The organism is Desulfobotulus alkaliphilus (genome assembly GCF_007830435.1).
Lineage (GTDB): Bacteria > Desulfobacterota > Desulfobacteria > Desulfobacterales > ASO4-4 > Desulfobotulus > Desulfobotulus alkaliphilus.
Window position 1 is genome coordinate 73,062 of the sequence record NZ_VLLC01000016.1, and the last position, 14,457, is coordinate 87,518.

The 14,457-nt window shown below is 50.3% G+C and carries 15 protein-coding genes; 7 read left to right on the top strand and 8 right to left on the bottom strand.

Going from position 1 to position 14,457, the window contains the following annotated elements; translation table 11 throughout:
• Positions 1 to 81: 81 nt before the first annotated feature.
• From uvrA to LZ24_RS10855, 4 genes are all read right to left on the bottom strand, one after another.
• A complete protein-coding gene (uvrA, locus tag LZ24_RS10840) occupies positions 82 to 2,907 on the bottom strand; it encodes an excinuclease ABC subunit UvrA (protein WP_144685322.1) in 2,826 nt (941 codons plus the stop codon).
• Positions 2,908 to 3,001: 94 nt separating this feature from the next.
• A complete protein-coding gene (pdxA, locus tag LZ24_RS10845; protein WP_342779290.1) occupies positions 3,002 to 4,006 on the bottom strand; it encodes a 4-hydroxythreonine-4-phosphate dehydrogenase PdxA in 1,005 nt (334 codons plus the stop codon).
• Positions 4,007 to 4,086: 80 nt separating this feature from the next.
• Complete coding sequence (locus LZ24_RS10850) at positions 4,087 to 5,460, bottom strand: PFL family protein (protein ID WP_144685324.1); 1,374 nt, start codon at positions 5,458 to 5,460, stop codon at positions 4,087 to 4,089.
• Positions 5,461 to 5,572: 112 nt separating this feature from the next.
• Positions 5,573 to 6,124 (bottom strand): glycine cleavage system protein R, encoded by a 552-nt coding sequence (locus LZ24_RS10855; RefSeq protein ID WP_144685325.1) that lies wholly within the window; start codon positions 6,122 to 6,124, stop codon positions 5,573 to 5,575.
• Positions 6,125 to 6,248: 124 nt separating this feature from the next.
• Here LZ24_RS10855 and LZ24_RS10860 point away from each other — a divergent pair, with 124 nt between their 5' ends.
• The gene (locus tag LZ24_RS10860; RefSeq protein ID WP_144685326.1) at positions 6,249 to 6,506 is read left to right on the top strand and encodes a thioredoxin domain-containing protein; all 258 of its coding nucleotides are present in this window, start codon (positions 6,249 to 6,251) and stop codon (positions 6,504 to 6,506) included.
• Between the two features lie 21 nt (positions 6,507 to 6,527).
• Complete coding sequence (locus LZ24_RS10865) at positions 6,528 to 6,731, top strand: hypothetical protein (RefSeq protein WP_144685327.1); 204 nt, start codon at positions 6,528 to 6,530, stop codon at positions 6,729 to 6,731.
• A gap of 498 nt (positions 6,732 to 7,229) precedes the next feature.
• On the opposite strand, the gene LZ24_RS10870 is transcribed toward LZ24_RS10865, so the two are convergent.
• Positions 7,230 to 7,718, bottom strand: coding sequence for a hypothetical protein (locus LZ24_RS10870; RefSeq protein WP_144685328.1), 489 nt, complete (start codon positions 7,716 to 7,718; stop codon positions 7,230 to 7,232).
• A gap of 192 nt (positions 7,719 to 7,910) precedes the next feature.
• Between LZ24_RS10870 and LZ24_RS10875 the strand changes: the two genes are divergently transcribed.
• Entirely contained in the window at positions 7,911 to 8,843 is a 933-nt protein-coding gene (locus LZ24_RS10875) for a LysR family transcriptional regulator (RefSeq protein ID WP_144685329.1), read from the top strand.
• A gap of 12 nt (positions 8,844 to 8,855) precedes the next feature.
• Complete coding sequence (locus tag LZ24_RS10880) at positions 8,856 to 9,392, top strand: Lcl C-terminal domain-containing protein (RefSeq protein WP_144685330.1); 537 nt, start codon at positions 8,856 to 8,858, stop codon at positions 9,390 to 9,392.
• 326 nt (positions 9,393 to 9,718) lie between these two features.
• On the opposite strand, the gene LZ24_RS10885 is transcribed toward LZ24_RS10880, so the two are convergent.
• Positions 9,719 to 10,510 (bottom strand): 4Fe-4S double cluster binding domain-containing protein, encoded by a 792-nt coding sequence (locus LZ24_RS10885; RefSeq protein ID WP_144685331.1) that lies wholly within the window; start codon positions 10,508 to 10,510, stop codon positions 9,719 to 9,721.
• Between the two features lie 264 nt (positions 10,511 to 10,774).
• Between LZ24_RS10885 and LZ24_RS10890 the strand changes: the two genes are divergently transcribed.
• Complete coding sequence (locus LZ24_RS10890; protein ID WP_144685332.1) at positions 10,775 to 11,983, top strand: EAL and HDOD domain-containing protein; 1,209 nt, start codon at positions 10,775 to 10,777, stop codon at positions 11,981 to 11,983.
• Positions 11,984 to 12,289: 306 nt separating this feature from the next.
• Here LZ24_RS10890 and LZ24_RS10895 read toward each other — a convergent pair whose 3' ends face one another.
• Complete coding sequence (locus LZ24_RS10895) at positions 12,290 to 12,742, bottom strand: PIN domain-containing protein (protein WP_186443076.1); 453 nt, start codon at positions 12,740 to 12,742, stop codon at positions 12,290 to 12,292.
• A gap of 4 nt (positions 12,743 to 12,746) precedes the next feature.
• Positions 12,747 to 13,028 carry a hypothetical protein gene (locus LZ24_RS10900; protein WP_144685334.1) on the bottom strand — a complete coding sequence of 94 codons (282 nt, stop codon included), beginning with the start codon at positions 13,026 to 13,028 and terminating at the stop codon, positions 12,747 to 12,749.
• 386 nt (positions 13,029 to 13,414) lie between these two features.
• Here LZ24_RS10900 and LZ24_RS18070 point away from each other — a divergent pair, with 386 nt between their 5' ends.
• Positions 13,415 to 13,735: a type IV toxin-antitoxin system AbiEi family antitoxin domain-containing protein gene (locus LZ24_RS18070; RefSeq protein ID WP_222427611.1), complete on the top strand. Its 321-nt coding sequence runs from the start codon at positions 13,415 to 13,417 to the stop codon at positions 13,733 to 13,735.
• Positions 13,710 to 14,036 (top strand): type IV toxin-antitoxin system AbiEi family antitoxin domain-containing protein, encoded by a 327-nt coding sequence (locus LZ24_RS17615; protein WP_222427612.1) that lies wholly within the window; start codon positions 13,710 to 13,712, stop codon positions 14,034 to 14,036. Before LZ24_RS18070 ends, LZ24_RS17615 begins: the two co-directional genes overlap by 26 nt.
• Positions 14,037 to 14,457 lie beyond the last annotated feature (421 nt).

Genomic DNA, 14,457 nt, shown 5'->3' on the forward strand with positions numbered 1-14,457 from the left:
CTCACCCCTCTACTTCACACCCCACCCAGCCCTTCAGCGCCACCCCCTGTAGCTGTCAGGCAGATGCACCATGGAGAAATGTCAGTCCGCCATCCCCAGCAGGGGCTTCAGGAAGTGGCCCGTATGGGAGTCCGTCACACAGGCAAGCTCTTCGGGTGTTCCTGCCGCAAGAATCTGCCCACCGCCACTTCCGCCTTCGGGACCGATATCAATAATATGATCCGCATACTTGATGACATCCAGATTGTGTTCAATGACGATAATGGTATTTCCGCTTTCAAGGAGCCTGTCCAGAACCGAGAGCAGCCTTGCCACATCCTCAAGGTGCAGGCCCGTGGTGGGTTCATCCAGAATATAGATGGTTTTTCCCGTTCCCCGCTTGCTCAGCTCCCTTGAAAGCTTGATGCGCTGGGCTTCGCCGCCGGAAAGGGTGGTGGCGGACTGGCCGATGCGGACATAACCAAGGCCCACATCGGCAAGGGTTTCCAGTTTGTTGCGGATGGAGGGGATGTTTTCGAAGAACTGAAGGGCCTGATTCACCGTCATGTCCAGTACTTCTGCAATGGTTTTTCCCTTATAGCGGACCTCAAGGGTTTCTCTGTTGTAACGCTGGCCCTGACAGACATCACAGGCCACATACACATCCGGAAGAAAATGCATTTCAATTTTGAGAATGCCGTCCCCTGTGCAGGCTTCACAGCGACCGCCCTTGACGTTAAAGCTGAAGCGTCCGGGTTTATATCCCCTTGTTCTGGCTTCCTGGGTCTGGGCAAAGAGTTCCCGTATGTGGGTGAAAAGGCCGGTGTAGGTGCCGGGGTTGGAGCGGGGTGTGCGGCCGATGGGTGACTGGTCAATGTTGATCACCTTATCCACCAGATCAAGGCCTTCCATGTGCTCATGTTTTCCCACCACGACCCGGGACCGGTAAAAGCGACGGGCCAGAGCCTTGTACAGGGTTTCCAGCACAAGGGTGGATTTGCCGGAGCCGGATACACCGGTAACACAGGTGAAACAGCCTAAGGGAAAGGCTGCGGTGATATTCTGAAGATTGTTGGCCGAAGCGCCGACAACCTTGAGAAAGCCACGGGCCTCTCTGCGTACGGTGGGGACGGCGATGCTGCGTTTTCCCGAGAGAAACTGGCCCGTCAGGGAAGGGCCGCAGCTCATCATGGCCTTCGGGGTTCCGGCAAAGACCACTTCGCCCCCATGGACACCGGCACCGGGGCCCATATCCACCACAAAGTCTGCCGCACGGATGGTTTCCTCATCGTGCTCCACCACAAGGACACTGTTGCCCAGATCCCGCATCTGAATGAGGGTGGCAAGGAGCTTCAGGTTGTCCCGCTGGTGCAGGCCGATGCTGGGCTCATCCAGCACATAAAGAACCCCCGTCAGTTTGGAACCCACCTGGGTGGCAAGGCGGATGCGCTGGCTTTCACCGCCGGAAAGGGTTGTGGCTGTCCGGCTCAGGGTGAGATATCCCAAGCCCACATTGGTGAGAAAGCCCAGCCTGTCGGCAATTTCTTTCAGGATGGGTGTGGCAATCTGACTTCTGCTGCCCCCCAGATGGATGCTGCGGTTAAAGATCAGGGCATCATCCACGGAAAGAGCCGTAAATTCGGCGATGGTTTTCCCTGATACCCGCACGGAACGGCTGAAGGGATTGAGCCTTGTACCATGGCAGGCGGGGCAGGGCTGGAAGGTCATGTACTGTTGTATTTCTTCGCGCATCTGGGGAGAGTCGGTTTCCATGTAGCGGCGCTGAAGGTTGGGGATAATGCCTTCCACGTTTTTTTTGTAGGCGGTTTTCCTTCCGTTTTTATCATAATGAAAGGGAAGCTGTACCTTGCCTGTGCCGTGGAGGATGGCTTTCTGGCAGGCTTCGGGCAGCTTTTCAAAGGGCGTATAGATATCCGTTCCAAAATGGGCCGTGAGGGATTCGAGAAATTCGGAAAAAAAGACGGAGTTTCTTCCGGCCCATGGCAGCACGGCACCTTCCCTGAGGGAGAGGGAAGGATCTGGAACAATCAGTTCCGTATCAAAGGCCGTGGTGTTGCCAAGGCCGTCACAGGTGCTGCATGCGCCCTGGGGAGAGTTGAAGGAAAAGCTTGCCGGTGTCAGCTCGGAAAAACTGATGCCACAGTGGAGGCAGGCGGCTTTTTCGCTGAAGAGCATTTCTTCTTCTGTATCCATGAGAAAAACGGATACCACACCGTTTCCTTCCTTCATTCCCAGCTCAATGGCATCCGCAAGCCTTGTTTCAATACCTTCTTTAATAATGAGCCGGTCGATGACCACGGCAATGGTGTGTTTTTTGGTTTTGGCCAGTGCAGGCAGCTCTTCGAGTTCATGGATTTCTCCATTGATGCGTACCCTTGCAAAACCGTCTTTTTTCAGTCTGGAAAAAAGTTTTTCGTGGGTGCCCTTCTGCTGGGTGATCAGGGGGGCGAGGATGAGAATGCGGCTGGCATCGGGCAATTCTGCCAGTTTTGCCATGATCTGATCAAGGCTCTGGGCAGAAATGGGCTCATCACATTCAGGGCAGTGGGGGGTTCCCACCCGTGCATAGAGCAGCCTGAGGTAATCATAGATTTCCGTAACCGTACCCACGGTGGATCTGGGGTTATGGCTGGCGGTTTTCTGTTCGATGGCAATGGCCGGGGACAGCCCTTCTATGGTGTCCACATCGGGCTTGTCCATGCGGCCAAGAAATTGTCTGGCATAGGTGGAAAGGGATTCCACATAGCGGCGCTGGCCTTCGGCATACAGCGTGTCAAAGGCCAGAGTGGATTTTCCTGATCCGGAAAGTCCTGTGATGACAACAAGTTTATTTCTGGGGAGATCCACATCAATATTCTTGAGGTTGTGCTGACGGGCACCCCGGATGCGGATGTGATCCATTTTCATTTTAAGGACGGTCTTTCTGGGAAAAGCGGTTTGCTGCAGGCATAGCACTTGAGTTCATAAAATCTTCATAAATTATGTACGCAAAGAAGAAACATCAAGGGGAAGTCTTCATGGTATTTTCTGCATGGAGCGCAGCCATGCGGATGGCGGCCAGAAGGCTTCTGTGATCGGCAAGGCCTCTGCCTGCCAGCTCATAGGCGGTTCCGTGATCCACGGATGTTCTTATGATGGGCAGCCCCAGTGTTGTGTTCACGCCGTCTTCAAAGTGGCGCATTTTAAAGGGAATCAGTCCCTGATCATGGTACATGGCCACCACCGCATCAAAGCGGCCCTGATCCGCATGGTAAAAAAGGGTGTCCGGCGGAAAAGGCCCCTTTGCATCAATGCCCTCGCTGCGGGCCTGTTCCAGGGCAGGTTGCAGAATGCGTTCTTCTTCATCTCCGAACATGCCGGATTCTCCCGCATGGGGGTTGAGACCTGCCACGGCAATGGTGGGGGCCGGAATCCCGAAACGTTCCACCAGCGCCTTATGGGTGACCTGCAGGGTGGTGCGGATTTTTTCCGTGCTGATCAAATCCGCCACATTGCGCAGGGCCGTGTGGATGGTGACAAGGCTGACCCGGATGCGGTCTCCCGCCAGCATCATGATATAGTTTTTTGTTCCGGTGCGTTCCGCCAGAAGCTCGGTATGGCCGTTGTAATGATACCCCGAGAGATTCATGGCATACTTGTTGATGGGGCCTGTGACCAGAGCGGCAACGTCACCTGCCATGGCCATGTCAATTCCCCTGAGAATGTAATGCACCATGGCCTTTCCCGTTTCCGTATCCGGCCTTCCCCAGGAGGGGGGGGCTGAAAGCCTGCTCAGGGGCAGCAGATTCAGGGTACCCGGCTGAAAGCGTCCGTCTCCGGTATTTTGGATTTCCCGGATATGCAGGTGATGACCCGTTACGGCCATGGCCGATTCCAGAATGCTGACATCACCGATAACAAGGGGCTGGCAGATACTGTATATGGAAGGATCGGAAAGGGCCTTGACGGTGATTTCAGGTCCGATTCCCACAGGATCTCCCATGGTGATGGCAACAATGGGTTTCATAGTCATTTCTCCTGAATCCCTGCCCCTGCTGTATGTCACAGGGGGCAGGGAAATTTTTCAGTGGTGGATGCGCTGGTTTCTCAGTTTTTCAGAGAATGGATGGGGGCGGGAATGCGTCCGCCCTTGGTGACAAAGCTGCCCTGTGCCGTGGCATTGGGAACATGGATGATGTTGGCAAAGCCCAGAAGACCGCCGAAGTGGGCCATGTCTCCGGCTTTTTTACCGGGTACGGGGATCAGCCTGCAGGCTGTGGTTTTGGCGTTGATCATGCCGATGGCCATTTCATCGGCGATGATTCCTGCAAGGGTTTCCACGCTGGTGTTGCCGGGGATGGCCACCATGTCAAGGCCCACGGAGCATACGGCGGTCATGGCTTCCAGTTTTTCTATGGTAAGGAATCCTTTGCTGACGGCTTCGGCAATGTTGAGGTCTTCGCTTACAGGAATAAAGGCACCTGAAAGTCCGCCAACGTGGGAGCTTGCAAAGGCACCGCCCTTTTTGACCGCATCGTTGAGCATGGCAAGGGCCGCCGTGGAGCCGGGTGAGCCGATGCTGATGAGGCCAAGGCTCTGGAAAATTTCTCCCACACTGTCTCCCACGGTGGGGGTGGGTGCCAGGGAAAGATCCACCACGCCAAAGGGAATGCCCAGCTCTCCGGCCACTTCCCTGCCGATGAGTTCTCCGATGCGGGTGACCTTGGCTGCGGTGCGCTTGATGCGTTCGGCAATGTCGCCAAGGTCCATGTTGGGATCTGCTTCCAGGGCACGGTCTATGGCATTTTTCACCACGCCGGGACCGGATACGCCCACATTGATGACGGCATCCGCCTCGCCTATGCCCAGATAGGCACCGGCCATAAAGGGAATGTCCTGGGGAATATTGGCAAAAACGCAGAGTTTGGCACAGGCAAGGCCGTCTTTGTCTGCGGTAAGGGCTGCGGCTTCCTTAATGGCGTGGCTCATGCGGAGAACGGCATCCATATTGATGCCTTCCCGTGTGCTGGCCACATTGACCGAGGCGCAGACCCTTTCGGTTTCCGCAAGGGCCTGGGGCAGGGCGGCAATGAGGGCATCATCCCCTCTGGCAATGCCCTTTTCCACAAGGGCCGTAAAACCGCCCACAAAATCCACATTGACCCTGCGGGCAACGCGGTCCAGGGTATGGGCGACGGCCACCATGCCTTTGGGGCCGAAGGGGGCGGCGATGGTGGCAATGGGGCTGACGCTGATGCGTTTGTTGACCACCTGAATGCCGTATTTTTCTCCGATGCGGTTGCACAGGGGGACGAGGCCATCGGCAAGGCCGCCGATCTTTTTTTCTATGTTGGCGCAGAGTCTGTCAATGTCATCGCTGACACAGTCAAAGAGGTTCACCCCTAAGGTGACGGTGCGGACATCGAGATGCTCGTTGTTGAGCATGCCGAGTATGGTAAGGATTTCCCTGTCGTGGATCATGGATTGGCTCCGGGTTAAAATGATTTTCTGAAATGTAAATAGTTTTCTCACCCCGGCCGAGGGCAGGGGTGAGGAATTTGTTTTCCGGGAACATGCCGTATGGAAAAGCCGCCTACATTCTGGTGATGGACTCAAAGATGTTGCGGTGCTGGATATTGATCACAAGGCTGAGTTCTGCGGCCCTTGTTCTCAGATCGCCGGAAAGGGCTGATGTATCGGCGGATACGGGCACATCCACCTCGTAAATCATGAGGTTGCGGGAAGGATCGTCGCCGCCCTCGAACATGGCACGGAGATTGGTTACATTGACCTTGTGTCTGGCAAGAATGGCTGTGATTTCTGCCACAAGGCCCTTGCGGTCCGGACCAAAGCAGGTGATGACAAAGGGTTCTGAGGGAACAGGGCTGGCTGTATCCGGTTCGTCTATGGGTTTGACCAGCACATCCATGCCCTGGGGGGCAAGGGTCTGGCGGAGTTTTGCCTGCAGATCCTCTATGGAAATATCTTTGGTGAGGGTTGCGATGAAAAGGCCTGCAAACTGGGTTTCCAGCAGGGTCTGGCTGACCTGATCCAGATTGCCGCCTTCCTGAAAAATAGCCCCGGATACGGAGGCAAGAATACCGGGTCTGTCGTTGGCCAGAACCGTGACAATAACTTTTTTCATAAATCCTGCTTTTCCTTTATGATGAAGCCGGGTACCGTGTACCGTATGAAGAATATGTAACAGGATTCCATTGATTCTGAATCCCTTAAAATAAACAGTACTTTTTCCCATGAAAGGCGGCTTTATGGAAGTCTTTTTTTATAAGTTGCCCGTGTGTCCCCGCTGCCTTGCTGCAGAAAGACATGTCAGGCGTATTCTTGCGGACAGCCCCCATGAAATTCATACCATGGATATACTGAAAAACCGGCAGCGGGCAAGGGAAGAGGGGATATCCATGGCACCGGCCATCCGGGTGAACAGGCGTGTGCTTTCGGGGCTGTGGCTCAGTGAAATGAAAATAAGAAAGTTTCTGGAAGAGAGCTTTGAGATGGATCAGGGATGAAAAGCCGGTGTGGAGGTGACCATGGTCCCCGATAAGAATGGAGAGTGGAAGGATGCCCTTGTGGAGATGGTGAAAAAAATGCCTTCCGTGCGTCGCATTGTCCTTCCACCGGAAGAAAGAAAGCCGGAAAACTGTGGCTGGGAGGAAACGGAGGAAGAATACCTTAAGCGTCAGGCAGAATGGCTGAATAAGGTGGGGAAGGGGCGGATGAAAAAGAAAAAATGACCGGATGCAGAGGAGCTAGGGTTTTAAGGTGCTCAACACGCTTGTTTTGTTGTGATTATTCAGCAGGTTTCCCCTTTCCCTCTGGGAGAGGGGCCAGGGGTGAGGGCAGAAAGCAGTAAAAAGCACCTTGTCCATTGACTTTTTCTAAAGATTATAAAAGTCTGCCAACGTCAGAAAGCCCATGCTGAATAGTTACGTTTTGTTTTTTCTCATGGCTCTCTTTTTAGCCAAAGCTAGCCAAAACCTGCCAGCTTTGCTTGCCGTCAGGCCATGTGTGAGCGGATAGGATGGCGTTGGCAGGCGCAAGGCCTGCCCCTGTGAAAGGTTTTTATGCCTCTGTTTTGTAGGGGCACCCTTTACGGGTGCCCGTGACGAAACTTAAAAATCAGGTCATGCGATTTGCCAGCCTTAAGCTTTGCATGGCTGAAAGAAATCATATTAAAATGATTGGGAGCACTCCTGCCCTTCTGTAAGTGTAAAGGAGTTTTTCCCTGCAGGTCAGGGGCTGGTATAGGCCACTTCACAGTTCTGATCGATCCGGAAAACCTGCATCATGATGGCATGGTCGATCATGCCCACCCCTTGGGCAAGGGCTTCCAGCATATCCTGTTCTTCATAGCCCTGCTCCTTCAGTTCTGCCATATCCTCGGGAGTGATGGAATCCGGCTTTTTTATGGCACGGATGACAAAGTCGAGCATGGTACTTTCGTTTTCCTCAAGCATGGATTTGCCGGGATCCTCTTCCATCATCCTGAGGGCTTCGTCGTCATACCCCAGTTTTTTCAGGAAGTGCAGGTTGAGGTCCATGCAATAGCCGTAATCGAGGGTTTTCGATGCCAGATAACGGATATGGACGAGCAGGGCGAAACTCAGTTTCGGGTGCTTGCTGAAATACTGGATTCGCTTGAGCTGCAACTCGAACAGCGCCGGACTGAGGCTCATCAGGCGCATGGGCTGCGGGATGGTTCCGACATTTTTCATAAACATGTCATATCCTTCCTTGATTATCCCTGTTGCATTTTCCGGTGCTACTGTAGTCACGAGTGTCATGATTGCTCCTCTTGCATGAATGGGGTAGGGGACGGGCCGCACGAATTGCCTTGGAAGATACAGGGGAATGATGTATAAGTGAAATTAATATGTATAATAAAAGCCATAAGGGTGGGTTATTGAAGGCCGATGTATAATCTCGAAATCAAACATTTACGCATGATATGCGCCCTGGCGGAGAGTGAGAACATGACCAGGGCTGCGGAAAAACTCTTCATCAGCCAGTCTGCCTTGAGTCAGCAACTGAAGGATATTGAGACGAAGCTGGGAACGGATCTGTTTTTCCGGACACGTAAAAAAATGATCATCACCGAAAGCGGCAGACAGCTTCAGAAGACGGCGGTGGAGGTACTGGATGCGGTTGAGCGGGCCGAGCGGGATATTTCAAGGAAGACCCGGGGCGAAAAAGGAGAACTGAAGGTCGGCACCCAGTGTATCTTCTGTTATAAATGGCTGCCTCAGGTACTCAAGCTTTTTCATGCCCGGTTTCCCCATATAGAAATTGAGATTGGCAACAGCGTTGAACTGCTTGAAGAACTTGAGGAAAAAAAGTTCGATCTGGTAATTTCCGGCGCTGTTGCTACCACCGAGATCCATACCGCTGTTCCGCTTTTCGAGGATCAACTGGTCTGCGTTATTCCCGAGGAACATCCGCTGGCAGCCTGCCGATTCCTGCACCTGAGTGATTTTGGGGGTGTCAGTCTTATCGCCCATGCCGACAGGGCAAAGAACAGGTTCTATCAGCAGATTCTGAAACCGGCGGGTGTCGAACCCGGCAGGATCATGAATGTTGGTGCGCCCCAGGCCATCCTTGAGATGGTGATGGCGGGTTTTGGCATTGCCGTTCTCCCGCGCTGGGCTGTGGCCGGGATCCTTCCGGTCTGGCCGGTCACAGCACGGCCCATAACCCGGAAGGGGCTGCCCCTCACCTGGCATGCCGTCTATCTGACCCGCAGCAACATTCCTGTTTATCAGCAGGAGTTTATCAGGAGCATCAGCCGTTTAAATGTCACTGAAGAGGGATCTGCGGTGGCGCATCTGTCGCAGATGCATGGCTGTTGAAAGGGAAAAAACATGAAAAAAATAACTGTTGTTTTGCTGTTTACGGTCTTTTTTTATGGTTCGGCTGGAGCAGGACTGATAGCTGGAAAATATAAAGACAACGGGGATGGAACAGTCACAGACACGGAAACGAATCTTCAGTGGATGCGATGCAGTTTAGGGCAGGTCTGGGATGGCAGTGCCTGCACGGGTGAAGCAAAGGTGTTTAACTGGAATCATGCTCTGGCAGCTGCCAGCTCACATCATTTTGCAGGAAAATCGGACTGGCGTGTACCTGCCATCGAAGAACTGAACACCCTTGTATATTGCAGTTCAGGCAAGCGAAATGTCTGGCAACCCGGGAAAAGTGGAGGGGCCTGTGATGACGATTACCAGCAGCCCACAATTCATACAGATGCTTTTCCCGATGCCCCTGCAGAAATTTTTTGGTCTTCTACGGCCAATGCCAACTACAGATACGCTGCGTGGTGCCTCCCTTTTTTCAATGGCAGCGTTTCCTATGATTCCAGAGGTGCACGAGCCATGGTACGCCTTGTGCGAGCCGGATAATGAGTTCTGTACAGCCTGAATTCCAATTATACTCCAAATGCTCATCTGTGAAACATCTAAAAACTGGGATGCTTTTCTGGTTTTTTTGATGAAGCCCTCACCCCCCCGCACACAGGCAAAAGAAACCATGGCATTATAAAAAGCTATGCAGAAGGCCTGTGTGCCGGGCAGGCAACCCTCGCCCAAGGGGAGAGGGTGCCTTGAGGATGGCTGTTTTTCTCCCCTCTCCCTCCGGGAGAGGGGCCGGGGGTGAGGGGAGAAAGTAAATAACCATGATGTTCATTACTTTGTTTCAAAAATGGCCGTGCGGAGTATAATTAAAATCATCATTCAGAAACTCTCGGTTTTCCTGCCGGACACACATATTCACACAGCCTGCAATATTTTACCAAAGGTTCCTTGTCGTCCTTGCCCGCAGAGCTTTCGTTCAGGTCTTTTTCCATCCTTATACTACAGAGATCCCTGTTGTAAGTGCCATCCCTTCCGGGCAGGAAATCAGAAAATTCAAAGGTGCTGAAAATGGCAGCCTTTTCGTTCATCGCATTTTCCGGGCAAATTTTTCTGCAATAGACCTTGCAGTCAGCACAGGGATCAAAGGCAAGGGGGCCGGTTGGGGAGAGTTCAGCATCTAAACCTAATGCCCTGAGTCGAATCCGGGGGCCATGGGACGGAGTTATCAGCATATTATTCTTTCCAATACACCCAAGCCCTGCCAGCACCGCAGTATCTTTGAGGAAAATGCCTCCTTTTTCGATAAAATAATGAAACTTCGTGGTTTTTATTTTCAAGGTGTTTTCAATTTCCTGGCTTGTCCGTTTTATGATGTCAATCAAAATACGGTTCCCGGATGTTCCTCTGCCATCCCACCAGTCAAGCTCAGGCTTATCCTGAGGATGTGAAAGTCCAATCACGAGTACGGATTTTACAGAATCGGGCCAGGAGAATAATTGATTATCAGAAAGGTCGTTCTCATTGACAATACCCGCTCCCGAATAGTCTCCCATTTTATTGTATATGGTGTGGGACGCCGATTTTTTTATGTCTTCCATCCTTGCTATACCGGCAAGGGAGGCTCCGTTTTCCATGGCCCTTTCAATAATATGCTTTCCAATATCCATTGTTTGCTCCTGCTTTTGTAAAAAAAGAAGTGGGTGTTTTGTGGTGATTTTGCTGCCACCACAGGACAGCAAAATAGCAAGGGTCATCAGCCACAAACCCAAGAAGCAGATGACAAAAAGAACCCATACTGCTATATGCTCAAGCTGGTATCTGTTTACAATGTATGATACCTGTGGTTAGGAATCACAGCCAGAAGCCATATCCGTTTTTCAGGTTTTTTTCCAGACAGCGGGAGAAAAAATCCCTCCTATGACGAGGCAGCCATGGAAACTTTTATTGCAAGACAACCCATATTCAATTCCCAAAAACAGATTGTGGCCTTTGAGCTGCTTTTTCGCAACGGCATGAACAATGCCATGCCCGAAATGGACGGGGATCAGGCTTCCTACCAGCTTATTGCCAACAGCTTCATGGATATCGGCATGCAGACCCTGACCGAAGGCAAAAGGGCCTTTATCAATTTCACGGAAAATCTGCTACTGGAAAAAGTCCCCCTGATGCTTCCTCCAAAGGATACGGTGGTGGAAATCTTAGAAACCGTAAGACCTACGCCGGAAGTGATTCAGGCATGCAGGGAAATAGCGGCCCAGGGCTATGTGCTGGCTCTGGATCATTTTATCTATACACCGGAATGGAAAGAGCTGACTGAAATTGCCCGCATCATCAAAATTAATTTTCAAAATACACCCCTTACAAAAATCAAAGAAAGCATGGCAATAGAAACAAAGGTCAAACCGGTTTTTCTTGCGGAGAAGGTGGAAACCCATGAGCAGTTTGACATGGCGGTCTCTATGGGATTTATCCTTTTTCAGGGATATTTTTTCAGCAAACCGGAAATTATCCGGGGTCGTCAAATTCAGGGGCAATACCTCAACCTCCTTCAGATCTCTGCGGAAAGTGCCATGCCGGATATGGATATTGACCGCATTGAAGCCCTGATTCACAGGGATGTGGGCATTGCCTATGACCTTTTACGCTATATCAATTCTGCCTTTTTCAAACGCATAAGGGAAATAACGTCCATCCGCGATGCCCTGATGATGCTGGGAACCGATGAAATCCGCCGTTTCATTGCCATCCTTACCATGACTAAAATATGCAGCAACAAGCCCGTGGCCCTGATGAAGGCCTCCTGCATCAGGGGAAGGTTCTGTGAGCGCATGGGAGCAGCAACGGAAACCCCCGGACTTTCCAGCCAGCTTTTCACCCTTGGCATGTTTTCCCTGCTTGATGCCCTCCTTGATGAATCCATGGAAAAAATCCTTGGTGAGATCTCCCTTTCAAAGGATATTGAAAAGGCCCTTCTGGAAAAATCCGGCCCCCTTTATCCCTTTCTCAGTCTGGCCGAGGCCTATGAGAAGGGGCTATGGGATCAGGTTCCCAAGGCCCTTGCCGCCATAAAGCTTCCGGAAACCATTATTCCGGGACTTTATCTGGAAGCCTGTGAGTGGAGCAGGAATCTGACAGCTTAAAAATATCAGGGAAGGATAAGTCTCTGTTTTTTAATGGCCTGTGTGACCTTAGTCGTCCTCAGCTCATCATGTCCGGCTACGAGTTACCCAGCCCCGACCAGGGTGCGTGATGGCATTCATCAGGTTGAGTCATTTTACCTTCCTCACAGCACGAACATAGTAGTAGTCAAATGTCTTCGGTTCGAGGTCGGTGGTTGTATGGTCTCTTGTAAAACCTTGCAATAATAAGTCCAGGAAATTTTGAGATTTCAGGCATAGGATTATCTTCGGCAATGATTTATGGGCATAACAGACCACTTTTTTCTTCTATGCAAGCAAGGTTTGATTTCTCAAATGATTAAAATTAATGACTTTTCTTCCAATGCGAGAAATTCTGAGATAAAGATCCAAGTCAACCGTATAAACACAGCTTACTCTCTTTGATTTTTGAATAATGCCTGTATCAGAAACACCTAATGACAAGTAGGCTTCATTTTGAAAAATGTTTACCTTTGAAATATGAGACTCGTGCGTACGGTCAGCGAATGTAGAAAGACAAGATAAAAGCTGTTTTGCTTGTTGTTTGTGAGTTTGCTTCAACAGGTTAGAAACTTCTGCTAAACAATGCGATGTAACCCATATGGAGCTAAATCCATCTATCTGGCTCACCAATAAATCATAATCAGCTGCCGTAAAATTTTTGGTTCTTTTGTGATCACAAATTATATTTTTGTCACACAAGCCCACAATAAGTAAAAGTAGCAAATTGGTATCAATCAAAACACTACTCATTTGGTAAGGCTCTTATTTTTATTGATTTAATTTCTCCAGAATCAGCATCGACCGATACAACCTTGTACTGCCGTCTTGGGTTTTGTGGTTGTAAGCCCGTCACAATACCCTGTTTTGGATAATCCCATGGTCGAGAAAATCCCACTGTAATCTCCCAAACATTGTCTGCATCATTCAAAAAAACTTCTTCCAACCCTACATTCTCCAGATTTTCAGATTGAAACACATCTGAAACGTATTCCACTGCCTTTTTTACAGCTCCTTTAACGTCCATATGTCCCTCTCTTTTTTATATTGCGATCGAGTCTAATCGGAATGAAAAACCTATTTCAGCCCTGCGATCCGGATGGTAATGAAGTCCGCCATTTTATAGACTTGGACAGAAATTTTCTAATTCAGATTTTCAGCCTGTGAAAGCCCCCTTTAAAAGAAATCAGTCACACAACATTTAAAAAACTTCCATTTTCCATAAGCCACCCCACCCATTAAGGCAAGTTTTTTCCTCCCCATTTTTCACCCCAACCAGCCCCCAAATGCATTATCCCCCACCTTTCCACCCATACACCCCGCACAGGCCAAACTTTAGAAAAAAGCCTTGATTTTTTGAATTGTTTGGATAGTATCTACCTTATTTGTAAATTTGTGGGGTAGATACTGTCCATGTCCAGAACGAAAAATCGGGCCAGAGCCCAGGATAAAGCCAAAGAGTTTATTCGCCAGAGCGGTGGGATTATAAAAACATCCGATGCGCTTTTGGCCGGAATTCATCCCAGAGTATTTTACCAGCTACGTGATACCGGAGACCTTGAGCAGATCTCAAGGGGAGTTTATCGGCTAACGGAGATGGAAGCCGTATCGAACCCCGATTTTGTCATTGTTGCCATGAGAATTCCCACTTGTGTTATCAGCCTTGTTTCGGCACTGTCTTTTCACGAAATAACGACTCAGATCCCCCATGAAGTTTCTGTCGCAATACGATAAGGACAGCAAAGCTCCGATAATTGATTATCCTCCCGTAAAATTCCATAAATTCTCCAGCGATTCCTTTCAGGCCGGAATAGAGGAACACCAGATTGACGGCATCTTTGTGAAGGTTTACAGCCCGGAAAAAACACTGGCAGACTGCTTTAAGTTCCGCAATAAAATTGGAATGGATATCGTGCTTGAGGCTCTGAAGCTTTATAAAACCAGAATGACGTTTGACCATAAAAAAATTATGAAGTATGCCAAAATTTGCAGAGTGGATAGGGTCATGCTCCCCTATCTTGAGGCAAGCATATGAAATCTTATCAAAATATCTCTGCTGGAAACCGGCAGGTCCTTGGTCATAATTGCTTTTGCCAAATAGCTTGCCATAAGTGGTCTTTTTTTTCGGAAGGAAAGACACGACACCTCTGTGCAGAACTACGTGAGGAAACAACAAAGGTCGCCGTAGAGAATTGATCTGAAAGGCAATTTTGACAATTGTCAGTTTCAGATCAACCCCCCGGCACAGATCCGGACGTGCGCTGCTAACGCATCCGGCTCCTGCATTGAGTCAAACGCACAGCTTCCTGCTGCTGGCTGCACGCAGCCTTCCAAGCCCTTCATCTGATTTATCCGGGCTCTGAGTCCCGGCCACAGGTTGACTCTTCAGACTTTCTCTCTGCCAAGGCCCTTCGCTCCACGGACTCCGCATATCCAGTTCGTTTATCATTATACCT

Coding starts and splice junctions, on each gene's coding strand:
- LZ24_RS10900 (WP_144685334.1), bottom strand. CDS start 13,028: ATGGACGTTAAAGGAGCTGTAAAAAAGGCAGTGGAATACGTTTCAGAT.
- uvrA (WP_144685322.1), bottom strand. CDS start 2,907: ATGAAAATGGATCACATCCGCATCCGGGGTGCCCGTCAGCACAACCTC.
- LZ24_RS18070 (WP_222427611.1), top strand. CDS start 13,415: ATGTCCAGAACGAAAAATCGGGCCAGAGCCCAGGATAAAGCCAAAGAG.
- LZ24_RS10865 (WP_144685327.1), top strand. CDS start 6,528: ATGGTCCCCGATAAGAATGGAGAGTGGAAGGATGCCCTTGTGGAGATG.
- LZ24_RS10880 (WP_144685330.1), top strand. CDS start 8,856: ATGAAAAAAATAACTGTTGTTTTGCTGTTTACGGTCTTTTTTTATGGT.
- LZ24_RS10855 (WP_144685325.1), bottom strand. CDS start 6,124: ATGAAAAAAGTTATTGTCACGGTTCTGGCCAACGACAGACCCGGTATT.
- LZ24_RS10890 (WP_144685332.1), top strand. CDS start 10,775: ATGGAAACTTTTATTGCAAGACAACCCATATTCAATTCCCAAAAACAG.
- LZ24_RS10850 (WP_144685324.1), bottom strand. CDS start 5,460: ATGATCCACGACAGGGAAATCCTTACCATACTCGGCATGCTCAACAAC.
- LZ24_RS17615 (WP_222427612.1), top strand. CDS start 13,710: ATGAAGTTTCTGTCGCAATACGATAAGGACAGCAAAGCTCCGATAATT.
- LZ24_RS10875 (WP_144685329.1), top strand. CDS start 7,911: ATGTATAATCTCGAAATCAAACATTTACGCATGATATGCGCCCTGGCG.
- LZ24_RS10860 (WP_144685326.1), top strand. CDS start 6,249: ATGGAAGTCTTTTTTTATAAGTTGCCCGTGTGTCCCCGCTGCCTTGCT.
- LZ24_RS10885 (WP_144685331.1), bottom strand. CDS start 10,510: ATGGATATTGGAAAGCATATTATTGAAAGGGCCATGGAAAACGGAGCC.
- pdxA (WP_342779290.1), bottom strand. CDS start 4,006: ATGAAACCCATTGTTGCCATCACCATGGGAGATCCTGTGGGAATCGGA.
- LZ24_RS10870 (WP_144685328.1), bottom strand. CDS start 7,718: ATGTTTATGAAAAATGTCGGAACCATCCCGCAGCCCATGCGCCTGATG.